The sequence below is a fragment of the Teichococcus deserti genome, from assembly GCF_001982615.1.
Classification (GTDB): domain Bacteria; phylum Pseudomonadota; class Alphaproteobacteria; order Acetobacterales; family Acetobacteraceae; genus Pseudoroseomonas; species Pseudoroseomonas deserti.
Genome location: NZ_MLCO01000021.1, coordinates 23992 through 47911, shown reverse-complemented (window position 1 = coordinate 47911; position 23920 = coordinate 23992). Strand labels below are relative to the sequence as shown.

Below are 23920 nucleotides of genomic sequence, written 5' to 3'. Positions count from 1 at the left end.
CTTAGGGCATCCGCCGGCCCGCGTCCATCAGGCGGCCAGGCGGTGCAGCCGGACCTTCGCCGAGCCGGGCTCGACGGTGACCTCCCAGTGGTCGGCCTGGGTCACCTGCAGCACCTGGCTCGGCCGCAGCGCGGCGATGCAGGCGCCGCCGGCATGGCGCAGGCTGTCGTAGAGAACCCCGTCGCCGCCCGCGGCGCGGACCGTCTCGCCCAGGCGCTGGCCGGCGGCATGGCTGTCGCGGCGATAGACTGCGGGCCATTCGGCCTGGGCGCCGCGCAGGTCGAGGAAGCCGTCGCCGGCCAGCCGGGCGGCATAGTCGCGGTAGCGGCGCGCGAGGCGCGGCAGGCCGGTCGCCGCCGCCTCGCGCCGCAGATGGTGGCCGACCTCGAAGGCGGCGGTGGCCAGGCTCGCCGCCGCATACCAGGCGCCGAGCTCGGCGCCGTTGAAGCGCGCGCCCTGCAGCGGGACGTGCAGAAAGCTGGCCATGACGACGCTGGCATTGGCGCGGCCATAGACCCATTCGGCCTCGGGCAGGCGGCGCAGGCGGTCGGCCACCAGCCGGTCGTTGGTCCAGCCGGCCAGCTCCATCACCGCCGCCGCGTCGGCCGCCGTCGCCACCGTGTCGAACAGCCCGATCGGCGGGAACTGCGAGGGGATCAGCCGGTGCGTCGGATGCGGCGCGGGGCCGTAGCGGCCGGCAGGCAGGGTCATCGGGCCAGGGTCACGTGATGATCAGGTCGTCGTCGGTCGCCGGCGGCGCGCGGTCGTCGGCCGCGCCGGGGGCGGCGAAGACACCGCCGCGGGCGGCGTCGAGATAGCGGCGCAAGGTCAGCAACGCGTCCTGGGTGCCGGCGGTCAGCAATTCCATCGGCGGGCGGCCGCCGAAGACGGTCGCGGCATGCGGGCGGCGCAGCCAGGCGAGGCCCTCATGCTCGGCGGCATGCAGCACGCCCAGCGCCTGGTGGATGCCGAGCACCGCGGAAATCCGCAGCAGCACGTCGACGTCGAGGGTCAGCTCGCCATGTTCCCGCGCCGTGCGCGCCCATTTCTGGAAGGTCGAGCGCGGCGGCAGGCCGAGCACCAGGCGCCGCTCGGTCTCGTCCAGCCCCCAGAGGTCGGCGATGGCCAGGAAGGTGCGCAGCCCGGGGGCGGACAGGCGGCGGCGCTCGGCCGGGGCGAAGCGGCCGGCCTCCAGCCGGTCGGGGCCGGCGGCGAGGCCGGGCGGCACCAGGCTCGGCGGCGGCAGCAGCGTCAGATGGCTCATCCGGATCCTCCTGGGCAATCGACCCGATCTGGACGATGACCATATCAGGACGAGGCCGGGGAAATGCAAGGATTTTCGGACCTGGCCCTGGATGGCTTGACCCTGGCTTGACCGGCGCCGCGGCCTGGCCCGAGGCTTGGCGCCGATCCCGCCTGCCGCCGCCAGCGGGGCTGCCCGAAAGAGAGCCGATGACCGAGCTGTTCCGCCTGTCCGCCACCGCCCTGCTGCAGGCCTATCGCGCCGGCAGCCTGTCCCCGGTGGAGGCGACGCGCGCCTGCCTGGACCGCATCGCCGCGCTGGACCCGGTGCTGAACGCCTTCTGCCTGGTCGACGAGGCCAGCGCCCTGGCCGCCGCCCGCGAGTCGGAGGCGCGCTGGCGGCGCGGCGCCCCCTGCGGCGCGCTGGATGGCGTCCCCGCCAGTGTGAAGGATCTTTTCCTGACCCGCGGCTGGCCGACGATGAAGGGGTCGAAGACCGTGTCGCGCGAGCAGGATGTCTCGGTCGATGCGCCTCCCGTCGCCCGGCTGCGCCAGGCCGGCGCCGTGCTGCTGGGCAAGACCACCACCACCGAATTCGGCCATAAGGGCGTCAGCGACAGCCCGCTGACCGGCATCACCCGCAATCCCTGGAACCCTGGGATGACCACCGGCGGGTCCAGCTGCGGCGCCGGGGCGGCGGCGGCGGCGGCGATGGGGCCGCTGCATCTGGGCAGCGACGGCGGCGGCTCGATCCGCATCCCGGCGAGCTTCTGCGGCGTCTTCGGCATCAAGCCTGGCTATGGCCGCGTGCCTGCCGCGCCGCAGGGCTTTGCCGGATCGCTGCCGGGCGCCGGGCCGCTGACTCGGACGGTGCGCGACGCGGCGCTGATGCTGCAGGTCATCGCCGGCGACGATGCCCGGGACTGGATGGCGCTGCCGGAGCCCGGGCTGGACCTGCTGTCGGGGCTGGAGGCGGGCGTCACCGGGCAGCGCATCGCCTTCGCCCGCACCATTTCCGGCGCGCCGGTCGATCCCGAGGTCGCCGCCGCCGTCGAGGCCGCCGCCCGCCGCTTCGCCGAGCTGGGCGCCATCGTGGAGGAGGTCGAGCTCGACCTGCCGGATGCCGCCGACATCTACTACCGCATCCTGTCGGTGACGCTCGCCAGCGCCGTCGCGCCCTTGACCGCGGAGCAGCGCGAGATGGTCGATCCCGGGCTGCTGATCATCGCCGATGACGGGACGCGGCTGTCGGCGCTGGATTATGCGCGGGCGCTGCATGTGGCGCGCGGCGAGCTCGGCGCGCGGATGCGGGCGCTGCACCAGAAACATCCGCTCCTGCTGCTGCCCTCGATGCCGGGCACCGCCTTCCCGGTCGGGCTGGACTTTCCGAACGACCGCGGCGGCGAGTGGCGGGCGGACTGGACCCCCTTCACCTTCCCCTTCAACCTGACGGCGCAGCCCGCCGCCTCGATCCCCTGCGGGCTGTCCTCCGCCGGCCTGCCGATCGGGCTGCAGGTCGTCGGGCCGCAGCGCGCCGAGGCCGCCGTGCTGGCCGCCGCCCGCGCCTACGAGGCCAGCTGCGACTGGCAGATCCCCGCCTTCGACGGCTTCTGACCAGAAAGCTTGAGCGTCGCTGAATATGTCACAATTGCGGCATCGGGCGCCCATCTTGCGCCCGAAGCCCATGGCAAGGTCCGGATCGTCTCCAACCGGACCCGCCTGCCATGCCTTTCGACGGCGCCGAAGCCACCCTGCCCGCCCTGCAAGCCCAGGCCCCGCTGGTCCTGGTCGATTTCGTCGCCGAGATTTTTCGACGTGTCCCCGAGCTGCGGCTGGCGGTCGAGGGGCCGGGCCACGCCGGCCAGTGGTGGATCGAGCTGGCGGCCGAGGGCATGACGCCGGCCGTCGAATGGCAGGACGGCGTCGGCTTCGGCCTCTACGGCCCTGGTCCCACCCTGCCGGAGCGGCCGCGGGCGACGCTGTCCTGCCCGGTCGCCGCCGCCGCCCGGCTGCAGCGCATGATGCTGTCCTGGCGGACGCCGCGCTAGACGCGTCCGGCCTGAACGTCGAGGATGGCAGCCGCGAAGTCGGCCGGCTTCTCCTGCGGCAGGTTGTGGCCGCCGCCCTCGATCCAGCGATGCGCATGGCGGCCGGTGAAATGCCGGGCGTGGCGCGCGGTGCCGCCCGGCGCCATCACCCCGTCCGCCGCGCCGTCCAGGGTGATGCTGGGCACGGCGATCGGCGGCTGCGCGGCGAGCTGCCGCTCGATCGCTTCCAGCGCCGGATCGCCGGCAACCAGGCCGAAGCGGTGGCGGTAGGAATGCAGCACCACGGCGACGAAGTCGGGATTGTCGAAGCTGGCCGCCGTCGCCGCAAAATCGTCGTCGGAAAACATCCAGGGCGGCGACCACAGCCGCCACAGCAGCCGGCAGAAATCGCGGCGGTTCTGCGCCAGCCCGCGGGCGCCGCGCTCGCCATGCAGGTAATACTGATACCAGTGGCGCAGCTCGGCCTCGGGCGCGGCCGGCGACAGGCTGGATGATATATCCTGGATGTTATAGCCGTTCTGCGAGACCAGCCCGGCGACGCGCTCCGGCCAGAGGGCCGCGACGATGCAGGCGGCGCGCCCGCCCCAGTCATAGCCCGCCAGCACCGCCAGCCCGAGGCCCAGCGCCTGCAGCAGCGCCCGCAGGTCGTCTGCCAGCGCTGCCTGCTGGCCGGAGCGCGGCGTCGCCGCGTCGCGGAACCGCGTCGGTCCATAGCCACGGAGATAGGGCACGATCACCCGGGCGCCGGCCTCGGCCAGGATCGGCGCCACCGCGTCATAGGCGCGGATGTCATAGGGAAAGCCGTGCAGCAGGACCACAGGCCAGCCCCCGGGCGATCCGTGCTCGGCATAGGCGACCTGCAGCGCGCCGGCCTCGATGGTCTTCATCGGCTTCCCTCCCCTTGTCGGCGGGGAGGATAGCGCAGCGCGCTCAATGCCCGGCGGTGCGGGAGAAAAGATTGATCACCAGCACGCCCGCCAGGATCAGCCCCATGCCGAGCAGCGCCGGCAGGTCCAGGTTCTGCCGGTACCAGATCCAGGCCACCGCCGAGACCAGCACGATGCCGACCCCCGACCAGATGGCATAGGTGATGCCGACCGGGATGGTGCGCAGCGTCAGCGACAGGCAGACGAAGGCGATGGCATAGCCCACCACGGTGATCAGGCTGGGCACCAGGCGGGTGAAGCCGTCGGCCGCCTTCAGCGCCGAGGTCGCCGCCACCTCGGCGACGATGGCGATGGCGAGCCAGAGATAGGAAATGCTCATGCGCGCCCCTCTGCCGCAGCGCGGCGCGGGCGGCAAGCGACGATGCTGCGTCTCAGCCGGCGCGCTTGCGGCGGGGCGGGCTTTCGGCGGCGGGGGCGCGGGTGAAGGGGTCGAGCAGGCCGGCCGCCAGCACCTGTTCGACGCAGCCATCGACATGGGCGCGCAGCACCGCCTGCGCCGCGCCCACGTCGCGGGCCAGGGCATGGTCGAGCAGGCGCTGGTGCTCCTCTGCCGCGATGGCGCCGCGGAAGACGACGGCGACCATCTGGTAGCGCAGGTAGCGGTCATAGACCGCGGCATGCGCCTGCAGCAGCGCCTGCGACCCGCAGGCCGAGATCAGCGCGTGGTGGAATTCCCAGTCGTAGCGCTTCCACTGCGCCGGCTCCGCCGCGTCGCCGGCCAGCAGCGCGCGTTCCAGCGCCGCCAGCTTGTGATGAGCGGCGACGACGCGGCCTTCCCATTCCAGCCGGCCGGTTGAAAAGCTCTCCTTCAGTGCGTGCTCTTCCAGCAGCAGGCGCAGCGCGGCGACCTCGCGGAAATCGGCGGCCGAAACGGGGGCGACCTCGAAGCCGCGTTGGCCCTCGGCCACCACCAGCGCCTCGGAGCTCAGCCGGCTGAGCAGTTCGCGCAAGGTGCTGACGCTGGCGCCGTAGCGCTCGCGCATGGCGTCCAGCCCCAGACGCTGCCCGGGCGCCAGCCGGCCGAAGAGGATGTCGGCGCGGATGCGGCGATAGGCGCCCTCCCCCACGGTCTGCTCGTCCATGCCCGCGCCCTCCCCGGCCTGCGCACCCAGCATGCACCGGGCGCGGCGGGGCGCAAGAGGACGGCGTCATCATCCGGTTTTCAAAGAATCCTCCGATAATTCCTGATTCGGCGGTTGATTCTGATGCCGTCATGAGCGAGCTTTGCGGCCAACAGCGCCCAGGGAGCCGCCTCTTGCCCGTCATCCATGTCCTGAACGGCCCCAACCTGAACCGGCTGGGGCAGCGCGAGCCCGAGATCTACGGCCGCACCACGCTGGCCGAGGTCGAGGCGCTGTGCCGCGCCGCCGCCGGGGATGCCGCGCTGGTCTTCCGCCAGACCAATTGGGAAGGCCAGCTGATCGACTGGATCCACGAGGCGATCGACGCCCCGGCCGACGGGCTGATCATCAACCCGGCCGGCCTGTCCTTCCGCTCGATCCCGCTGGTCGACGCGCTGCGCATGGTGCCGCAGCCGATCATCGAGCTGCATATCTCCAACATCCACCGCCGCGACGCGCTGCACCAGCATTCGCTGGTCTCCGGCGTGGCGACGGCGGTGATCGCCGGTCTGGGCGCGCGCGGCTATGCCACCGCGGTCCGGGCGATGCTGGATCTTCTCGACGACGCCTGAGGCTTTTTCGAAGTCCACCCGAGGAACGTCCCAATGAAGAACATCGTGGAACAGAACGGCATCGGCCGGCGCGGGCTGCTGGGCGCAACGCTCGCCGGGCTGAGCCTGCCGGCGCTGGCCCAGACCGCAGCGCCCTATCCCAGCCGCGCGGTCACCGTCATCGTGCCCTTCGCCCCCGGCGGCTCCACCGATTTCGTGGCCCGGTTGCTGGCCCAGGCGCTGTCGGCGTCCCTCGGCGGCAGCTTCGTGGTCGAGAACCGCGCCGGCGGCAGCGGCACGGTCGGCCATGCGACGCTGGCACGCGCCCGGCCCGACGGCTACACGCTGGACGTGGCGCCGACCGGCACCTTCGCCCTGGCCCCCTTCCTGTTCAGCCCGCTGCCCTATGACCCGGCGAACGCCTTCGCGCCGATCTCGCTGCTGGCCAGCAACGCCATGTTCGTCTGCGTGCCGTCCTCCAGCCCGATCCGCGATTTCGCTGGATTGGTCGCGGCCGCCAAGGCGGAGCCCGCAAAACTGTCCTATGCCTCGCCCGGCGCCGGCACCGTCGGCCAGCTGGCGCCGGAGCTGATGCTGGACATGGCGGGGATCGAGATGCTGCACGTGCCCTACCGCTCCGGCGGGCTGGCGCTGCAGGCGATCCTCGCCAAGGAGACCTCGATGGGCTTCGTCGATTCCGTCACCGCTTTGCCCTACCTGGCCTCGGGCGAGCTGCGCGGGTTGGCGGTGACCAGCCGCGCCCGCGACCCCAAGGCGCCGACTGTCCCGACGCTGGCCGAAAGCGGGCTGGCCGGCTACCACGCCACCAACGACTTCGGCTTCTTCGCGCCTGCCGGCACGCCGCCGGCCATCGTGGCGAGGCTGTCCGAGGCCGCCGCCGCGGCGCTGAAGGACCCGGGCGTGCGCGGCAAGCTGGACGCCGCCTCGATCGATGTCATCGGCGGCAGCGCCGAGGCCTTCCCCGCCTATCTGGCCGCCGAGGGCGAGCGCTGGGGCGCGCTCATCCGCAAGCGCAACATCCGGGCGGAATAGCGCCTCACGCCGCCATCGCCGGCAGCGAGTGGAAGAAGATCGCGGAGCGGCGGTCGCCGGCGGCGACGGCGCGCAGCGGCAAGCCGCAATGCGCGGCCGCGGCCTGCGGCAGCGCCTCCCGGCTGATCCGCCGTTCCGTGCCGCCGGCGAAGACGCCGATGGCGTCCTCCATCTGGTCGAGACAGGTGACCGCCAGCGCCGGCTCGACGGTCAGCCAGGCGGGTGCGTCGCCCAGGTCGGCGCGGATGGCGTCGCGCAGGATGTCGAGGTCCAGGGCGGCGAAGCGCAGGCTGCCCTGGAAAGGATGCGGCCGGTTGGTGCGGTCGACGACGCCCGCCGCCGGCGGCCCGGACAATTCATGCGCCAGCGGCCCGGCGCCATGCCGCGTGACATAGGCCCGCGTCGCATAGGTCACGCGCAGCCGGGTGATGCCCGCGTCGCGCAGCACCGGCAGGATTCCCTCCAGCCCGGTGCGTGACCGCGTCACATGCGGGAAGGCGCCGCGCTCCGCATCCAGCAGAAGCCCCTGCGCGCCTTCGAAGATCTTCGGGCCGGCCGGCAAGGATGCGGCGGGGCAGAGCGCCAGGCTGTCCCAGAGCTGGAAGGCATCGTCGCAAAAGGCCTCGATCAGCGCGTCATCCTTCAGCAGCGCCGCCAGATCCGCATCCGGCGCCAGCCCCAGCGCCGCCAGCCGCCGCGGCATCCAGTCGCGGCGGATGGTCTCCAGCCGGGCGCGCAGCGCGTCGCGCCCCTCGGCCAGATCGCCGATGTTCAAACGGAACGCCGGCAGCAGCCCCCGCTCGATGGTCTCGCCGACGCCGACGCCGACCGAGCCGTGGCGCGCCGCGCCGCGCGCCTGTTCCAGCGCCTGGTTGACCAGCATGTCATAGGGCGTGGTCAGCGCGGCCCTGGGATCGGCCAGCAGCTGCGGCGACGCGCCCATCCGGCGCAGCGCCGCCAGCTCCGGCACGAACAGCGCCGGATTGGCCACGAAATCCGGCCCCAGCCAGGTGGCGGCCCCCGCCAGCGTGCCGGCGCCGAGATGGCTGAAGACATGGCGCGCCCCTTCCGGCGTCACCACCGTATGCCCCGCCTGCGCCCCGCCATTGCAGCGGAGCACCAGCACCGGCGCCCCGGTCGCGACGGCGCGGGCGGAGAAGGCATCGGTCAGCAGCCCCTTGCCCTCGTCGCCATAGCCGGCGCCGATGACGGCCTCGGCGATGCTCATGCCCGCCTCCCGAAGCCGAAGCGGAACAGCCCGCGCCGCGGCGCCTCGGGCACCAGCGCGCCCAGCGCCCGGCTGACCACCGCGGCGGTCTTGCCCTCCCAGCTGCCGGTGACCGTGCCGGCATCGACGCCCTCGGTCACCTGGATGGCGGAGACCACCACCTCGGCCAGCTTGGTGTGGTCGGCCAGCCGCAGCGCCTTCTGCCCCAGCAGCCGCTGCCAGGCCGGCACCACCCGGTCGAGGTTGCCGCGGGCATAGCTGCCCTCCTCGACGATCAGGTGGAACACATGGAATTTCTTTTCGACTTCGGCGAGCAGCGCCTCGGGGGACAGCGGACGCTCCTCCCCGTCGCCGGTGATCCGCGCGATCTGCTCGGGCAGCAGGACGGGCGGCGGCATCTCGTCGCCCACGGTGAACAGATAGCCTTTGCGGCCGCGCTTCTCGAAGCAGTCCATCGCCGTGTGGCGCGCGGCGAAGTACCAGGGCAGCTGGTAGCTCTCCGAGTCATTGCCGCCGCCACCATGCTCCAGCCACAGCGCCTGCAGCTGCTGGGCGATGCGGATATCGGCCTCGAACTGCGTCACCTGCAGCGGCGCCTGGTCGCAGAAGGCGTCGCCGATACCCATCACCATCACCTGCGGATCGGGCACCGGCTTGCGCGCCAGCACCTCCTCCACCAGGGTCCCCAGCCCATGCCGGGCCAGGGCGTCGGCGATCATCCCCATCGACCCGGTGACGTCCAGGCCGATGACGATGCCGGTGGAATTCGGGTTATGCGCCGAATCCCGGGCCTCGCGCAGCGCCACCCCCTTGGGGTCCAGCGCCGGGTCGATGCGGCGGGCGTCGAACAGCTCGGCGCGGCTCTTGCCGGCGCTGCTTCTGGCATAGCTGGCCCAGTCGGTCGGGCTCCAGCGGGCGTGTCCCATTTTTCTGTTCCTTTCCTTCAGCGGTAGATGCTGCGGGCATCGAGGTCGAGCACGGCGAAGCGGCGCGGGCCGAAGCTGGCCTCCAGCACCTGCTGCCAGCGCCCGTACTCGGTCACGGCATCCGAAAATCGTTCCTGTCCGAGCCAGTCGGCCAGCGGCGGCGGCAGCGCGGCCAGCGGCCCGGCGATCTCGCGCCCCGTCCGGCGGATCAGCGCCTGGTCCAGCGCCGGATCGGCCAGCCCGTCATCCAGCAGCGCGGCCGGCGCGACATCGACGCTGCGCAGCGGCAGGGCCGGCATCGGCGCGCCCTCGGGCGTCGCATACCACCAGCCGCCGGGCAGGCCGACGCGGTGGCTTTCCGGGGCGATGCAGACGCTTTCAGGCCCGATATCGCCATGCACCAGGCGGTTGACCGCCAGGAAGCAGGCCAGATGCAGCAGCCCGCTGCAAATCCAGGCGACATGCCGCGGCCCCAGCGCGCCCCCCGCCGCCTCCACCGTATCGCGCAGCAGGATGTCGGTTGGTTCGCGGCGCATCAGCAGGGCGGTGCCCTCGATGCCCTCGTCCATCGAAAGAACCTGCGGCAGCAGCGGCGCCATCTGGGCGCGCATGGCGGCATCGGCGAAGCGCAGCCCCGCGATCCGCGCCGCGGCATTGCGCGCCAGGTCGGCCTGGCCGGGCTCGATCACCCACGCCCAGGCCGCGTCGCCGACCAGCAGCGTGCCGGTCTCGATGGCATGGCGCCGGCGCGGCTGGAAGCGGCGGCCGCCCGGCAGCACCTCCGGCGCCGCATCGGCCAGCCCGCGCAGCGCCGCGTCGCGCAGCCGGGTCAGGTGGCTGAACACCGCATCCGCCATCGGCGCCTGGCAATGGTCGGGATGCCACTGGATGGCCAGCCGGTGGTAGCCGGCCCGCACCGCAGCGGCATCGCCGGGGAAGAGGCGGGCCGCATCCTCCAGGGGCACGGCCAGAAGCGCGGAAGCGGTGGGTGAGGCAGGCATGGCTTGATCCTCCTGGCCACCTTTATGGTAGTTAATTGTAAAGTGCACAAAACACCAAACCGTGTGGTCAGCGTCCCGCCGATGGCCTATGAACAGAAAAATGGCAGAGCACCCGACCCCGATCGCAACCGTGGACATCGTGCTGCTGACCCTCGCCGAGGGCCGCCTGCAGGTCGCCCTCGCCCCGCGCGTGGCCGAGCCCGCGCTCGGCCAGCCGGCGCTGCCCGGCGGCTATGTCCGGACGGAAGAAGATGCCGGGCTGGAACCCGCCGCCCGCCGCGTGCTGCGCGACAAGCTGGGCATGGCGCCGCGCAGCCTGGAGCAGCTGGCGAGCTTCGGCGGCGCCACCCGCGACCCGCGCGGCTGGTCGATCAGCGTGGCGTTCCTGTCGGTGCTGAACCTTGATGAGCTGGCCCCCGGCCCGGCCCTGCGCCTGGCCCCCGTCGACGCCCTGCCGCCGCTGCCCTTCGACCATGCCGAGATCGTCGCCGCCGCCGTCCGCCGGCTGCGCAACAAGGCCAGCTATTCCGCCCTGCCCGCCTTCCTGCTGCCCGCCCAGTTCACCCTGGCCGAGCTGCACCGCGTCTATGAGCAGGTGCTGGGCGCCCGCCTCGACCCCGCCTCCTTCCGGCGCAAGATCGAGGAGCAGCGCATCATCATCCCCGTCGGCGAGCGCCGCGCCGGCGCGCATCGCCCGGCCCGGCTCTTCGCCCTGGCGCCCGACGCGGCGCGGGAATTCGACCGGACGATCTAGCCGGCGACCGTCTCGGCGGCATGGTGGATCGGGAAGTTCACCGACCGCGCGATGAAGCATTTGGCATGCGCCGCATCGTGCAGCGCCTCGGCCTTCGCGATGTCGCTGCCCGGCGCCAGCGTCACCCGTGGCCGCAGCGTGATGCCGGTGAACTGGCCGGCGCCATCCGCCTCCTCCAGCATCTCGCCCTCGGCAGCGTCCTCATACGCCGTCACCACCACCCCGGCCGAGGCGCAAAGCCCCAGATACCAAAGCTTGTGGCAGGCGGCGACGGCGGCCAGCAACAGCTCCTCCGGATTCCAGCGCGACGGGTCGCCGCGGAAGGACGGGTCGGAAGAACCCGGGACATCGGGCTTGCCCTCCGCCGAGATCAGATGCGACCGGCTGTAGCCGCGATGCGTCGCGGTGCCCTCGCCCAGATTGCCGGTCCAACGGACGGCCACCCGATATCGATGCTGCTTGCCGGCCATCGCCCACCTCAAGGAAGCGCCGGGGGAATGAATTCCCCCAGACCCCCTTCTTTTCTTTCTTTCCATTGGCCTTGGCCAGACCTGCGCTTAGCCTGCGGCGCGAAACGGAGACCCGCTGCCCATGTCCCTCGAGCAACGCTACGCGACCGGCGACGCGCCCGACGCCATCCTGCACCACCCCATCATCGACGCCCTGTTGCAACACCGCAGCGTCCGACGCTTCGACACCACGCGCCCACTGCCACCCGGCCTGACAGAAACACTGGTGGCCGCGGCGCAATCCGCCGCCACCTCCTCCAACCTGCAGAGCTGGAGCGTCATCGCCGTCACCGACCCGGCCCGCCGCGCCCGCCTGGCATCCCTCGCCGCCGGCCAGGGCTTCGTCGCCGAGGCGCCGCTCTTCCTCGTCTGGGTCGCCGACCTGTCGCGCAACCGCGCCCTGGGTGCCGGGCAAGGCCGCGACCTGACCGGCCTCGACTACCTCGAATCCTTCATGGTCGCCGCCATCGACGCCGCGCTGGCCGCGCAGAACGCCACGGTCGCCCTCGAGGCCCTGGGCCTCGGCGCCTGCTACATCGGCGCCCTGCGCAACCACCCCGAGTCCGTGGCGCAGGAGCTGAACCTGCCCCCCGGCGCCATGGGCCTCTTCGGCATGGGCATCGGCTGGCCCGTCGAAGGTCCGCACAGCGCCGTCAAGCCGCGCCTGCCGCAATCCGTGGTGCTGCACCACGAGACCTACCGCGCCACCCCCGTCGATCCCCAGGCCGTCGCCCGCTACGACGCCGCCATGGAAGACTTTTCCCAGCGCGTCGGCCAGGGCAGCCAGCCCTGGCTGCCCCGCATGCTGACCCGCCTGGCCGATGCGGCCGCGCTGTCGGGCCGTGACCGCATGCGCGCGGCGCTGACCGCGCTGGGCTTCGGGCTGAAGTAAAGCCTTACTCTGCCGCCATGTCTTCCAGGGGCCGCACCGGCGTCCGGTGCCACCCCTCGGCATGGCGGCGCCAATAGGTGTCTTTCAGCTGCAGCGACAGCGGGCCGGGCCGGTCATTGCCCATGATCCGCTTGCCCAGCCGCGACACCGGCATCACCCCGCCCGCGGTGGTCGCGGCGAAGATCTCGTCGGCGTCTTCGAACTCGGCGCGGGTGATCGGCGCGACCTCGGCCGGGATGCCGAGCTGCTCGCACAGCTCTAGCACCGAGCGCCGGGTGATCCCCTGCAGGCTGCCACGATCCGGCGTCAGCACGCGGCCATCCTTCACCATGAAGATGTTGAAGCCCGGACCCTCGGTGACATAGCCGGCGGCGTCGCAGAGCACGGCGGTGTCGTAGCCTTCGTCATGCGCCTCCATCAGCCCCGAGGTCAGGTCGCTCCACTGGTAGTTCTTCACCGTCGGATCGACCGAGGCATCCGGCACCCGCGGCGTCGAGGCCAGCCAGAGATGCGCGCCGCGCTCCTGCACATCCTTGGGGATCACGTCGATCCAGGGGATGGCATAGGCGATCAGGTGGTTCTCGCAATCCGCCGGCCGGCGCGAGCCCGCCACCTTCGGCTTGCCGCGGCTGGCCACCATCGCGACATAGGCATCCTGCAGCCCGGACAGCGCGACGCAGCGATGCAGCACCGCCTCGATCGCCGCGCGGTCTTCCGGCGGCGCCAGGCGCCGGCGCTCCATCGCCCGCGCAAACCGGTCGAGGTGGTCGTCCAGTCGGAAAAAGCCGCCCTGGAAGACATGGACGACGTCATAGACCGCATCCGACCGGGTGAAGCCCCAGTCGGTGACGGGAATGCTGGCCTCGGCGAAGGGCACGAAGCGGCCCTTCACATAGGCCGCACCTTCGGCAAAGGGGTTCGCGCTCATGCTTCCGCTCCGGGGGTTTCGCGTTTCTCGATGATCTCGCCGAGATACAGGCGCAGATAGGCCAGCCGCGCCCGCAGCGACTCTTCCGCCCGCGCGGCGGAGACATCGCCCTCCTCGGCGAAGCCCAGCGCCCAGACGGCATCGCCGATGGTGACCGAGGTGGTGAAGGCGCGCTCCAGCGTCTCGCTCTCGGCGACGTGGAAGAAGGACCGCAAGCGGCGATACTGGATGGCGCCGATGCGGCGGTTGGCGGCGAGGTCCGCGGCGCGGATCTGCCAGCCGCTTTCGGGGCCGAGCAGCAGCCGCATCGCCACAGGATGCGCGCGGTAGAAGGCCAGCGACCGCTCGGCATGCAGCCGCAACAGGTCCATCCAGCTGCCGATCTTCGCGGCTTTGACAGGGCTTTCGGCCAGCGCCTCGAAGCCCTGCATGTAGCGCTGCGCCAGCGCCAGCAGCAGCGCCTGGCTGCCCTGGAAATAGTGATAGACCGAGGCGACCGGCAGCCCGGCCTCGGCGGCGACCTCCTGCAGGCTGAGCTCGGTGCTGGCGCGGCGCTGGATCACCGCGTCGCCGGCGTCGAGAATGACCTCGAGCCGCGCCAGCCCGCGCGCCTGGCGCTGCGTCGCGCTCATGCCGCGCCCTCGAAACCCGAGAAAAATTCGGTCAGGCAGCGGCCGAGATTGCCGACGGCATAGCCGCCCTCCTGGATCAGCGCCGTCGGCAGGCCGAGCCGCGCCAGCCTCTCGCCGATGGCGCGATACGCGTCGAAGCTGAGCGCCAGCCCCTGGCTGGGGTCTTCGGCATGCGCGTCGAAGCCAAGCGAGACCACCAGCGCCTCGGGCACGAAGCTTTCGATGCGGCGGCAGGCGATCTGCAGCGCGTCCAGATAGGCCGCATCCTGCGCCATGGCCGGCAGCGGCAGGTTAAGGTTGTAGCCGAGCCCCACCCCTTCGCCGCGCTCATGCGCATAGCCGACGGTATAGGGATGGTAGTCGACCGGGTCGCGATGCAGCGAGACAAAGAGAACATCGTCGCGGCCGTAGAAAATGCCCTGGGTGCCGTTGCCGTGGTGGACATCGATGTCGATCACTGCCACGCGCCGCATCCGCTGCCGCAGGAATTGCGCGGCGATGGCGGCATTGTTCAGATAGGTGGCGCCGCCGCCCATATCGGCATAGGCATGGTGGCCGGAGGGGCGGCACAGGGCATAGAGGACGCGCTCGCCGGCCAGCAGCCGCGCCGCCGCATCCGCCGCCAGATTGGCCGAGGCGAGGGCGGCGTCGAAGGTGCCCGGCCCGATCGGCGCCAGCTGGTCATGCATATGGTAGCCGGCACGCCCGACCACCGAGCGCGGATAGCCGCCCACCATGCCGCGCACCGGGAAATGCGAGGGCAGCACCTCTTCGGACGCGCCAGGCAGGGCCGTCCATTCGCGATGCGCCGTCTCGAGGAAGTCGAGATATTCCGGCGTGTGCACGGCGGCGACGGGCGCGCGGCCATGCTCGGCAGCCTCGACGATGACATGGCCGCCGGCGCGGACGGTGGCCAGCAGCTGCTCGGCGCGTTCCGGCACGTCGCGCCCGGCGGAGAAGGCGCCCAGCCGCATCACCCGCTTCGGCGCATGCAGGGCGTGGCGCGGGCTGAACAGGACCTTCATGCCAAATCCCGATTTTCTTCCGGTTTTGGACCGTCCCATGGCACCGTCGCGCTGGTCAAGCGGAATCCAGGCCGAATCCATTCGGCTCCCGGCCAAGCACAAAAAAAGGGCCCTGGTTCCCCAGGGCCCTTCGCCGGGCGACGGTGATCAGCGCATCGGCGGCGCGTATTGCAGGCCACCCTTGGTCCAGAGGTTGTTGATGCCGCGCTGCACGCCGAGCGGGGTGATGCTGCGCTCCCACATCTCGCCGAAATTGCCGACCGACTTGATGACGTTCACCGCCCAGTCCGGCGACAGGCCCAGCATCTTCCCCAGGTCGCCGCTGCGGCCCATGAAGCGCTGCACGTCGGGGTTCTGGTTGTCGGCGAAGCTCATGACATTGGCCTGGGTGATGCCCATCTCCTCGGCGGTCAGCCCGGCGAAATGCGCCCAGCGGACGATGTCGAAGAAGCGCCAGTCGCCCTTGCGCACGGCGGCCCCCAGCGGTTCCTTCGAGATGATCTCGGGCAGCAGCAGGTACTGGTCGGCATTGGCGCCCTGCGAGAAGCGGAAGGCGGCCAGCGACGAGGCGTCGGTGGTGAAGACGTCGCAGCGGCCGCTGATGAAGGCGGCGCGCAGTTCTTCGAGATTCTCGATGACCAGCGGGTTCAGCCGCAGCTTGTTGGCGCGGAAATAGTCGGTCAGGTTGAGCTCGGTGGTGCTGCCCGGCTGCACGCAGACCGAGGCGCCGTCGAGCTGCCTGGCCGAGGTGACGCCGAGCGACTTCTTCACCATGAAGCCGGTGCCGTCATAGAAGTTGATGGAGGCGAATTCGAGCCCCAGCGCCGCCTCGCGCCCCAGGGTCCAGGTGGTGTTGCGCACCAGCATGTCGACCTCGCCGGATTGCAGCGCCGGGAAGCGGTTCTGCGAGGTGGTCAGCACGAAGCGCACCTTGTTGCCGTCGCCCAGGATGGCGGCGGCGACCTGGCGGCAGCCATCGGCATCCAGCCCGCGCATCACGCCCTGGCTGTCGGGCAGGCTGAAGCCGGCGGTGACGCCGGTGACGCCGCAGACCAGCTCTCCGCGGGCGCGGATGGCGGCGACCGTGTCGGCGGTGGGCTGCGCCTGGGCGGTGGCGGCAAGGCCCAGCGTGGCAAAGGCGCCGAGCAGCGCAGCGAAAGGTCGGAACACGGCGGTCTCCTGATCAGGTGGCCAGGCCGCGAGCTTCCGATGCCGCGCGCCGCCGCCGCAAGCCGCGCCAGCGGGCGAAATGCCGCCGCCAGACCGGACCCTGGCGACGGCTTGTGCAGTTTCTTCCCTGCTGCCCAGGGAATCACCCACGGACGGCGGGGATCATGCCGCGGCGCGCTGGGACTCCCGCCAGAGTCGCGGAAAGTCCTGCAGCAGCCGGTCGAGATCCTCAGCGCCGTTATAGCCGTGGAAGCTGAACCGGATCCGCCCGCGCCCGCCCCAGGCCATGACGCCGCGGTCTTCGAGGGCTGCGACCAGCGCCTCGCTGCCGGCGGTGTCGACGGTGACGCTGGCGGCCTGGCGCGACGGCTCGGCCGGGGTGGTGCTGGCGATGCCGGCCGCCGCCAGCCCCTGGCGCAGCGCGGCGGTCAGACCCAGCACATGTGCCTCCAGCGCCGCCGCGTCGTGCTGCGCCAGATAGTCCAGCGCGCCGTCCAGGATATAGAGCGGCAGATGCGCCGGATTGCCGCGGGTGAAGCGCAGCGCGTCGGGCCGCAGCGCCAGCGGACCGGCGTAATCCGGCCGCGCCATGCTGTCGAGCGAATGCCATCCCGCGCTGCCCGGCGTCCAGCCCGGCTGCCGCGCCCGGTTCCAATAGGCGGTGGCGACGCCGGTCACCCCCAGCAGCCATTTGTAGCTGGCGGCGAAGGCGAAATCGGCGATGCCGGCCTCAATGCGGAGGTAGCCCGCCGCTTGCGTGAAATCGACCACCAGCAGCGCGCCGACCCGGTCGGCAAGGGCGCGCAGCGGCGCCAGGTCGAAGCGCTCGCCATTCAGATAGGAGACGGCGCTGACGGCGATCACCCGGGTGCGCTCATCCACCAGGGCTTCCAGCCGGCCGGCCGCCTGGCCTTCGGCGATGCGCAGCGCCGGGCCACCGCGCTTCATGGCGAAGGGTGCCGCGACCGAAGGGTATTCCTTCACGTCGAGCACGATGTTGTCGCCGGGCCGGAAGGCCAGGCTTTCGGCCAGGAGGGAAACACCCTCGGCGACGCTGGAGACGAAACCGATATCGCCGGCCTCGACCTGCCACAGCGCCGCCATGCGGGCGCGCACCCGCTCCACCACCGCCTCCTGCGCGCTGCGGCCGGGCATGCCGGCGGCCTTGTCGCGGGCATAGCGCGCATAGGCATCGGCATGGCGGCGCAGCAGCGGGGTCTCGCCGCCGGCGCAGAGATGGGCGACGCCCGGCGGCATCTCGAACTCGGCAGGGTCGAAGATCGGCGTCATGGGCGGGCTCCTGTCGCGCCCCGGCAGCCTGGGCCCGCCCGGAGCCCGGCGTCAATGCGCCGAGATCTTCTTGTCCCGCACCACGCCGGTCCAGATCGCCGCCTGCTCGACCAGGAAACGGTCGAACTCGTCCGGGGTGGAGCCGATGACATCGACCCCCTGCCCTTCCAGCGGCTGGCGCACCGCGGGCTGGCGCAGCGCCTCGGCCAGGGCCGCCTGGAAACGCCCCAGCACCGGCGCCGCGATGCCGGCCGGCGCCATGAACCCCCAGAAGGCCTTGGCGGAGACGCCGGCGACGCCGCCCTCGATCAGGGTCGGGATGTCGGGGCGCAGGGGCGAGCGCGTCTCGCCGGTCTGCGCCAGGGCGCGCAGCGTGGTGCCGACCTGGCCGCCCAGGCCGACGACGCTGGCCACCGCCATGTCGACCTCGCCGGCCGTGGCCGCGGCACTCATCGGCCCGCCGCCGCGATAGGGGACATGGATCAGCTTCGTCTTCGTCACGTCCTGCAGCCGCTCCATGGTCAGATGCGCCAGGCTGCCGATGCCGATGGTGCCGTAGCTGACGGTCTCCGGCTTCGCCCTCGCCGCCGCCAGCACATCGGCCAGGCTGCGATAGGGCTTGGCATTGGCCGTCGCCACCAGCATCGGCGCGGTGGCCACCAGCATGACGCCGCGCAGGTCCCTGGCCTCGAAGCCGAGCTGCGGGTTCAGCGCCGGATTGACCACATGCGTGTCGAAGACGAGAACAAAACTCTGCCCGTCGGGCGCCGCGCGGGCGACGCTGGCGGTGCCGAGCGCGCCGCTGGCGCCCGGCTTGTTCTCGACGACAATCGGCACGCCCAGCGCCGCCTGCAGTGGATTCTGCAGCAGGCGGCAGAGAAGATCAGCGCTACCCCCTGGCGGGAAGGGTGCGACCAGCCGGATCGGGCCGTCCGGCCAGGGGCGCTGGGCCAGTGCGGGGGTGGCCAGCAGCGGCGTTGCCAGCAGCAAGCGGCGGGAGATGGTCATGACGGCGCTCCCCTCAGGCCAGTCCGAGCTCGCGCAGCACGGCTTCCGTCTCCGCCTGGTCGCGCGCCACGAATGTCTGGAAGTCGTCACCGGTCAGGAAGGCATCATCCCAGCCGCGCTTCTGCAGCAGCTCCTTCCAGGCTGGCGTCGCCTGCAGCGATGTCGCGAAATCCGTGAGCGCGCGCAGCGGCGTGCCGCTGACCTGGGGTGCCGCAAAGAGACCCCGCCAATTGGTGGTGGTGACGTCGTAGCCGCTTTCCTTCAGCGTCGGCACGTCCGGGTGCAGGCGGCGCTCGCCGCTGGTGGCCAGCGCCCGGACGCGGCCGGCGGCGACCTGCTCGGAGAATTCGCCCCAGCCGGCGACGGCCGCCTTCACCTGCGCGCCGATCACCGCGGATTGCGTGGCGCCGCCGCCGGGGAAGGAGACGAACTGCGCCTCCAGCGGCTTGCGGCCGAGCACGGTCATCAGCCGGCACAGCACCACATGGTCCACCGTGCCGCCGCCCGCGCCGGCGATGGGGATGCCGCGCGGCTCGGATTTCAGCGCCTCGGCGAAGTGGCGGATGTCGCGGAACTCGCTGCTGGCAGGCACGACGATGACCGCGGCCTCCTCCGTCAGGCGTGCGACAGGAACGACGTCCTTCAGGCTGACCGGCGACCTGCTGGCGATGGCGGCGCCGACCAGGCTGGCGCCGGCGACGAAAAGACTGTCGGGCTTGCCGCGGCGGGTGGTGACGAAGCGCGCCAGCCCGACCGTGCCGGAGCCGCCGGGCAGGTTCTCGAACTGGCAGCGGGCGACCAGGCCGGCGGCGACGCCCACCTGCTCGATGGCGCGGCCCAGCCCGTCCCAGCCGCCGCCGGGGGCTGCGGGGACCAGGAAATTCAGGCTCGGCAGGGGCTCCGCCGCCCGGGCGGCGGAGAGGAACGGCAGGGCGGCGGCGGCCGCCAGCAGGCTGCGACGATGCATGGGGACGGGGTTCCTCACTGGACGTGCCCCGGCCGGTCTGGCGCCGGCCTCAGGGGACTGCTTGCTGCGACGGGTCAGTCCGGGCCGGGATAGAGCACCCGGCCCTCCATCAGGCGACGCGCGGTGCGATAGACCACCGCTTCCTCGGCGATCAGCGCGCCGTCCTCGAGCCGGGTGCGGGCGGCCACCGGCAGGATGCCCGAGGGATGGGCAACACGGAGATCGTCCTGTGGCCCACGGCGACGGGCCAAGGCCTCGGCCAGGCTGCCGGGGATGCGCGCGGCGACGGCCAGGCACATGGCGCCGGTCAGGGGCGTCGCCTTGTGCGGCTGGCCGGCGGAGATCATGCGCACCAGCAGGTCCATGTCGTCCGCCGCGAGCGTGCTGCCATCCGCGGCCGGCGCATCGCGCGGCGCCGAAAGCAGCGCCACCTGCGGCAGATTTTTCAACGTTGTCTGCGCCTGCTCGGGCGTGGCGACCAGGCCCATCGCGACCGCCGCCGCCACCCGGATCCTTTCAAATGTCGCGATATGGGCTGGATCGGACAGGGCCGAAGGCGATTCGGTGCCGGTGAAGCCCAGCGCCGCGGCGGCGACGAAGACCACCGGGTTGGCAGCATCGACCAGCGAGGCCTCGATCGCACCGAGCCCCGGCACCTCGAGCCGGTCCAGCGCGCGGCCGGTCGGCAGCAGCCTGCCGGTGGCCGCGCCGCCGGGCGACAGGAAGGCCAGGCGGATCGGCGCCGCCCGGCCCGCCACGCCCTGCAACAGGAAATCGCCCTCGACGGCGGGCAGGCCGTGGCGCAGCGGGAAGCGGGCCTCGATGATCTTCGCCGTGTTGGTGTTGTGGATGCGCACCACCGCCTCCTCGCCCTGCGGCGCGATCAGCCCCTCTTCCACCGCGAAGGGGCCGACGGCCGAGGAGATATTGCCGCAGTTGCCGCGGTATCCGACGACCGGCGTGTCCACCTGGACCTGCGCGAAGGTGTAATCCAGATCGGCATCGGCGCGCGTCGGCGGGCCGATCACCGCGATCTTCGACAGCGAGGAGATGCCGCCGCCCATGCCGTCGAGCTGGCGGCCGTTCGGATCGGGGCTGCCCAGCGCGGCCAGGAAGATCGGATCCCACTCGGCCCGCGCTGCCGGCAGGTGGTGCTGGTGGAAGAACAGCGCGCGGCTGGTGCCGCCGCGCATATAGACGGCGGGCAGGCGGTGCAGCCGGGTCATGCGGCGTCCCCTTCGGCGGCCAGGGCGCGCAGCATGAACGGCAGGATGCCGCCGGCCCGCCAGATCCGCGCATCATAGGCGCTGTCCAGCCGGCAGCGCAGCGGCACGATCTCCGGTGGCGCGCCGTCGCGATGCAGCGTCGCGCGCAGAAGGGCGCCGGGTCCGGCCTGGCTGTCCAGCGACTCGATGTCGAAGCGCTCGCTGCCATCGAGGCCGAGCGTCAGCCGCGTCGCGCCGCCGGTGAATTCCAGCGGCAGGATGCCCATGGCGACCAGGTTGGCGCGGTGGATGCGCTCGAAGCTCTCGGCGATGACCGCGGCGACGCCGAGCAGCCGCGGCCCCTTTGCCGCCCAGTCGCGGGACGATCCGGTGCCGTATTCGCGCCCCGCCACCACGACGAGGGGAACACCTTCGGCGCGGTAGCGGGCGGCGGCGTCGAAGATGCTCAGCACCTCGCCGCTGGGCTGGTGGCGCGTCAGCCCGCCTTCGGTGCCAGGGACCATCTCGTTGCGCAGGCGGATATTGGCGAAGGTGCCGCGCATCATCACCTCGTGGTTGGCGCGGCGGGCGCCATAGGCGTTGAACTCGGCGGGCGGCACCTGATGCGCGGCGAGGAAGCCGCCGGCGGGCGATTGCGGCGGAATGGCGCTGACCGGCGAGATATGGTCGGTCGTGATGCTGTCGCCCAGCAGCAGCAGCAGGCGCGCGCCGTGCAGCGAGGGCGGCGGCGGATCGCCGGCCTCCAGCGCGTCGAAATAGGGCGGGCGGCGGATATAGGTGCTGCCCGGCTGCCAGTCGAAACGGATGTCTTCCGGTGCCGCCAGGGCCCGCCAGTCATCATCGGCTTCGAACAGGGGCGCGTATTCCTGGCGGTAGAGCTCGGGCGTGACCGCATCCTGCATCAGCGCCGCGACCTCTTCGGCCGAGGGCCAGAGATCCGACAGGAAGACCGGCGCGCCATCGCTGCCAGTGCCGATCGGATCGCGCGTCAGGTCGAGGGAGACGCGGCCGGCCAAGGCGAGCGCCACCACCAGCGGCGGCGACATCAGATAGCCGGCGCGGGCCAGCGGATGGATGCGGCCCTCAAAATTGCGGTTGCCGGAGAGCACGGCGCAGCCGATCAGGTCGCGTTCCTTGATGCGGGCCGCGACGGCCTCTTCCAGCGGGCCGGAATTGCCGCCGCAGGTGCCGCAGCCGAAGCCGGTCAGGTGGAAGCCCAGCGCGTCCAGGCTGTCCTGCAGCCCGGTCTTCTCCAGGTAGCGCGCCACCACCCGCGAGCCCGGCGTCAGCGAGGCCTTGACCCAGCCCGGCACGCGCAGGCCCCGCGCCACCGCCTTCCGGGCCAGCAGCCCCGCCCCCAGCATCAGCGCCGGGTTGGAGGTGTTGGTGCAGGAGGTGATGGCGGCGATTACCACGGCGCCGTCGCCGAAGCCATCCTCCCAGCCCTGCAATGGCCTTTTGGCGAAGGCCTCCAGGCTGCCAGGGATGTCTGCCAGTGCCAGCCGGTCCTGCGGGCGGCGCGGGCCGGCGACCGAGGGCTCTACCGCGCCCAGGTCGAACTCGACCAGCTGGGAGAAAACCGGCTCCGGCGCTCCGGCCTCGCGGAACATCGCCTGGGCGCGGCAATAGTCTTCGACCAGCGCGCAGTGCGCGGCGTCGCGGCCGGTCGCCGCCAGATAGTCCAGCGTCGCGCGGTCGACCGGGAAGAAGCCGCAGGTGGAGCCGTATTCCGGCGCCATATTGGCGATGGTCGCGCGGTCGGCCAAGGTCAGCGCGCCATCCAGCGCCGGGCCGGTGAACTCGACGAATTTTTCCACGACGCCCAGCGCGCGCAGGCGTTGCGTCAGGGTCAGCACCAGGTCGGTGGCCGTCGCGCCGACCGGCAGGCGACCGGTCAGGCGGACGCCGACGACCTCCGGCAGGCGGAAGACCAGCGGCTGCCCGAGCATGGCGGCCTCGGCCTCGATGCCGCCGACGCCCCAGCCCAGCACGCCCAGCGCGTTGATCATGGTGGTGTGGCTGTCGGTGCCGACCAGCGTGTCGGGATAGGCGATGCGGCGCCCCCCCTCCTCGCGGCTGACGACGACATTGGCGACATGCTCCAGATTGACCTGGTGCAGGATGCCGCCTCCCGGCGGCGCCACGCGGAAATTGCCGAAGGCCGTTTGCGCCCAGCGCAGGAAGGAATAGCGCTCGGCATTGCGGCGGTATTCATGGGCGACGTTGCGCGCCATGGCGTCGGGCGTGCCGGCGCAGTCGACGATCAGCGAATGGTCGACGATCAGGTCGACCGGGATCATCGGATTGACCCGCCGCGCATCGCCGCCACGGGCAGCCACGGCATCGCGCATGGCGGCGAGGTCCACCATGCCGGGGACACCCGTGAAGTCCTGCATCAGCACGCGGGCGGGGCGGAAGGCGACGTCGCCGGGGCGCGCCTCGCCCTCGGCCGCGGCGAGCAGCGCGTCGATGTCGGCCTGCCGCACGGTGTCCTCGTCCTGGTGGCGCAGCAGGTTCTCCAGCAGCACGCGCAGGCTGTAGGGCAGCCGCGCCAGCCGCTCCGCGCCGGCGATCCCGGGCAGGTCGATGCCGTCATGCTCGACGCCGGCAAGGCGCATCGTGCGGAAGCGGGTCATGCGCAGGGATCCTCGGAAGCAGGGGGGCCGAGCAGCGGGGCAAGCGCCGCATAGGAGGCGGTGACGTGGCGGCGCATCTGCCATTCGGCCATCTCGGCATCGCGCTCGGCGATGGCGTCGAGGATGCGGCGATGCTCCAGCACCGCCCGCGCGCCGCGGCCCGGCACTTTCTTCAGTTGCGAGCGGTAGAGACGCAGCTGCTGGTAGAGGTCGCCGCACAAGAGACCGGTCAGCAGCGCATTGCCGGAGGCACGGGCGATGACGGCGTGGAAATCGCGATCCTCGCCGCCCAGGGCGTTGGGCGCGTCGTCGCCGCCGCGCGCCAGGGCTTCTTCCTGCAGCGACAGGATGGCGCGCAGGCGGTCGAGGTCATCCGCGCCCATCGCGATCGCGGCGGCGCGCGCCGCGAAACCTTCGAGGGCTTCGCGCACGCCGTAGATCTCGCGGAAGGTGGCGGCCGAGAGGCTGACGACGCGGGCGCCGAGACGCGGCGCGCGCTGCACCAGGCGGCGTTCCTGCAGCCGGTTCAGCGCCTCGCGCAGCGGCGCCCGACTGACGCCGAACTGGCGGGCGAGGACCGGCTCGCTCAGCTTGGCGCCGAGCGGGATCTCGCCCTGGATGATCGCCTCGCTGAGCCGCTGGAACAGCGACTGGGCGAGCGCGCCATCCGCCCGGGCTGCTTCGGCCTCCGGGTCGATGTCGACAATTTCCTCCATTGACCGAGAGGCTATGCCCGGAAACGCGGCGCGTCCAGCAGGAATCTGTC

General features: G+C 71.9%; 25 protein-coding genes. 6 read left to right on the top strand and 19 right to left on the bottom strand.

What is annotated here, in order from left to right; all coding sequences use genetic code 11:
• Nucleotides 1-27: 27 nt before the first annotated feature.
• Both BKE38_RS03500 and BKE38_RS03495 read right to left on the bottom strand, forming a co-directional pair.
• Nucleotides 28-711: an RES family NAD+ phosphorylase gene (locus tag BKE38_RS03500; protein WP_076955983.1), complete on the bottom strand. Its 684-nt coding sequence runs from the start codon at nt 709-711 to the stop codon at nt 28-30.
• Between the two features lie 10 nt (nt 712-721).
• Nucleotides 722-1264 carry an antitoxin Xre-like helix-turn-helix domain-containing protein gene (locus tag BKE38_RS03495; protein WP_076955982.1) on the bottom strand — a complete coding sequence of 181 codons (543 nt, stop codon included), beginning with the start codon at nt 1262-1264 and terminating at the stop codon, nt 722-724.
• A 188-nt stretch (nt 1265-1452) separates the two neighbouring features.
• Here BKE38_RS03495 and BKE38_RS03490 point away from each other — a divergent pair, with 188 nt between their 5' ends.
• Nucleotides 1453-2856, top strand: coding sequence for an amidase (locus BKE38_RS03490; RefSeq protein WP_076955981.1), 1404 nt, complete (start codon nt 1453-1455; stop codon nt 2854-2856).
• A 110-nt stretch (nt 2857-2966) separates the two neighbouring features.
• Nucleotides 2967-3290 (top strand): hypothetical protein, encoded by a 324-nt coding sequence (locus BKE38_RS03485; RefSeq protein WP_076955980.1) that lies wholly within the window; start codon nt 2967-2969, stop codon nt 3288-3290.
• Here BKE38_RS03485 and BKE38_RS03480 read toward each other — a convergent pair.
• Genes BKE38_RS03480 through BKE38_RS03470 form a run of 3 tightly spaced genes read right to left on the bottom strand, consistent with a single transcriptional unit; the run spans nt 3287 to nt 5319 of the window.
• Complete coding sequence (locus tag BKE38_RS03480) at nt 3287-4177, bottom strand: alpha/beta fold hydrolase (RefSeq protein WP_076955979.1); 891 nt, start codon at nt 4175-4177, stop codon at nt 3287-3289. The two genes, BKE38_RS03485 and BKE38_RS03480, sit on opposite strands and share 4 nt — an antisense overlap.
• Nucleotides 4178-4220: 43 nt before the next feature.
• Nucleotides 4221-4556: a DMT family transporter gene (locus tag BKE38_RS03475; RefSeq protein WP_076955978.1), complete on the bottom strand. Its 336-nt coding sequence runs from the start codon at nt 4554-4556 to the stop codon at nt 4221-4223.
• Nucleotides 4557-4608: 52 nt separating this feature from the next.
• Nucleotides 4609-5319, bottom strand: coding sequence for a GntR family transcriptional regulator (locus tag BKE38_RS03470; protein WP_076955999.1), 711 nt, complete (start codon nt 5317-5319; stop codon nt 4609-4611).
• Between the two features lie 131 nt (nt 5320-5450).
• On the opposite strand from BKE38_RS03470, the gene BKE38_RS03465 reads away from it, so the two are divergent.
• Nucleotides 5451-5930 carry a type II 3-dehydroquinate dehydratase gene (locus tag BKE38_RS03465; protein ID WP_076955977.1) on the top strand — a complete coding sequence of 160 codons (480 nt, stop codon included), beginning with the start codon at nt 5451-5453 and terminating at the stop codon, nt 5928-5930.
• Nucleotides 5931-5963: 33 nt separating this feature from the next.
• Nucleotides 5964-6962, top strand: coding sequence for a Bug family tripartite tricarboxylate transporter substrate binding protein (locus BKE38_RS03460; protein WP_076955976.1), 999 nt, complete (start codon nt 5964-5966; stop codon nt 6960-6962).
• 4 nt (nt 6963-6966) lie between these two features.
• On the opposite strand, the gene BKE38_RS03455 is transcribed toward BKE38_RS03460, so the two are convergent.
• From BKE38_RS03455 to BKE38_RS03445, 3 genes are read right to left on the bottom strand one after another with little or no spacing between them, the layout of a single operon-like run.
• Complete coding sequence (locus BKE38_RS03455) at nt 6967-8190, bottom strand: adenylosuccinate synthetase (protein WP_076955975.1); 1224 nt, start codon at nt 8188-8190, stop codon at nt 6967-6969.
• Nucleotides 8187-9116, bottom strand: a complete 930-nt coding sequence (locus BKE38_RS03450) for a hypothetical protein (RefSeq protein ID WP_076955974.1) — start codon at nt 9114-9116, stop codon at nt 8187-8189. Before BKE38_RS03450 ends, BKE38_RS03455 begins: the two co-directional genes overlap by 4 nt.
• Before the next feature lie 17 nt (nt 9117-9133).
• The gene (locus tag BKE38_RS03445) at nt 9134-10117 is read right to left on the bottom strand and encodes a J domain-containing protein (RefSeq protein WP_076955973.1); all 984 of its coding nucleotides are present in this window, start codon (nt 10115-10117) and stop codon (nt 9134-9136) included.
• Between the two features lie 100 nt (nt 10118-10217).
• Here BKE38_RS03445 and BKE38_RS03440 point away from each other — a divergent pair, with 100 nt between their 5' ends.
• A complete protein-coding gene (locus tag BKE38_RS03440; protein ID WP_076955972.1) occupies nt 10218-10871 on the top strand; it encodes an NUDIX hydrolase in 654 nt (217 codons plus the stop codon).
• Here BKE38_RS03440 and BKE38_RS03435 read toward each other — a convergent pair.
• A complete protein-coding gene (locus tag BKE38_RS03435) occupies nt 10868-11314 on the bottom strand; it encodes an OsmC family protein (RefSeq protein ID WP_420014293.1) in 447 nt (148 codons plus the stop codon). The genes BKE38_RS03440 and BKE38_RS03435 overlap by 4 nt on opposite strands.
• A 148-nt stretch (nt 11315-11462) precedes the next feature.
• Between BKE38_RS03435 and BKE38_RS03430 the strand changes: the two genes are divergently transcribed.
• A complete protein-coding gene (locus tag BKE38_RS03430; RefSeq protein ID WP_076955970.1) occupies nt 11463-12272 on the top strand; it encodes a nitroreductase family protein in 810 nt (269 codons plus the stop codon).
• A 4-nt stretch (nt 12273-12276) separates the two neighbouring features.
• On the opposite strand, the gene BKE38_RS03425 is transcribed toward BKE38_RS03430, so the two are convergent.
• The 10 genes from BKE38_RS03425 to BKE38_RS03380 all read right to left on the bottom strand — a co-directional run bounded on the left by BKE38_RS03425 (nt 12277) and on the right by BKE38_RS03380 (nt 23870).
• The gene (locus BKE38_RS03425) at nt 12277-13200 is read right to left on the bottom strand and encodes an aminotransferase class IV (RefSeq protein WP_076955969.1); all 924 of its coding nucleotides are present in this window, start codon (nt 13198-13200) and stop codon (nt 12277-12279) included.
• The gene (locus tag BKE38_RS03420) at nt 13197-13832 is read right to left on the bottom strand and encodes a TetR/AcrR family transcriptional regulator (protein WP_076955968.1); all 636 of its coding nucleotides are present in this window, start codon (nt 13830-13832) and stop codon (nt 13197-13199) included. The genes BKE38_RS03425 and BKE38_RS03420 overlap by 4 nt, the downstream gene beginning before the upstream one ends.
• On the bottom strand, nt 13829-14857 hold the full coding sequence (locus tag BKE38_RS03415; RefSeq protein ID WP_076955967.1) for a histone deacetylase family protein: 1029 nt from the start codon (nt 14855-14857) through the stop codon (nt 13829-13831). The genes BKE38_RS03420 and BKE38_RS03415 overlap by 4 nt, the downstream gene beginning before the upstream one ends.
• Nucleotides 14858-15004: 147 nt before the next feature.
• Nucleotides 15005-16027: an amino acid ABC transporter substrate-binding protein gene (locus BKE38_RS03410; RefSeq protein WP_076955966.1), complete on the bottom strand. Its 1023-nt coding sequence runs from the start codon at nt 16025-16027 to the stop codon at nt 15005-15007.
• A 162-nt stretch (nt 16028-16189) separates the two neighbouring features.
• Nucleotides 16190-17317, bottom strand: coding sequence for an aminotransferase class V-fold PLP-dependent enzyme (locus tag BKE38_RS03405; protein WP_076955965.1), 1128 nt, complete (start codon nt 17315-17317; stop codon nt 16190-16192).
• Nucleotides 17318-17368: 51 nt separating this feature from the next.
• Nucleotides 17369-18325, bottom strand: a complete 957-nt coding sequence (locus tag BKE38_RS03400) for a tripartite tricarboxylate transporter substrate-binding protein (protein WP_076955964.1) — start codon at nt 18323-18325, stop codon at nt 17369-17371.
• A gap of 13 nt (nt 18326-18338) precedes the next feature.
• Nucleotides 18339-19292 (bottom strand): tripartite tricarboxylate transporter substrate binding protein, encoded by a 954-nt coding sequence (locus BKE38_RS03395; RefSeq protein WP_076955963.1) that lies wholly within the window; start codon nt 19290-19292, stop codon nt 18339-18341.
• Nucleotides 19293-19366: 74 nt separating this feature from the next.
• Entirely contained in the window at nt 19367-20518 is a 1152-nt protein-coding gene (locus BKE38_RS03390; protein ID WP_076955962.1) for a 2-methylaconitate cis-trans isomerase PrpF family protein, read from the bottom strand.
• A complete protein-coding gene (acnA, locus tag BKE38_RS03385) occupies nt 20515-23154 on the bottom strand; it encodes an aconitate hydratase AcnA (RefSeq protein ID WP_076955961.1) in 2640 nt (879 codons plus the stop codon). Before acnA ends, BKE38_RS03390 begins: the two co-directional genes overlap by 4 nt.
• Complete coding sequence (locus BKE38_RS03380) at nt 23151-23870, bottom strand: GntR family transcriptional regulator (protein WP_076955960.1); 720 nt, start codon at nt 23868-23870, stop codon at nt 23151-23153. Before BKE38_RS03380 ends, acnA begins: the two co-directional genes overlap by 4 nt.
• Between the last annotated feature and the right edge of the window lie 50 nt (nt 23871-23920).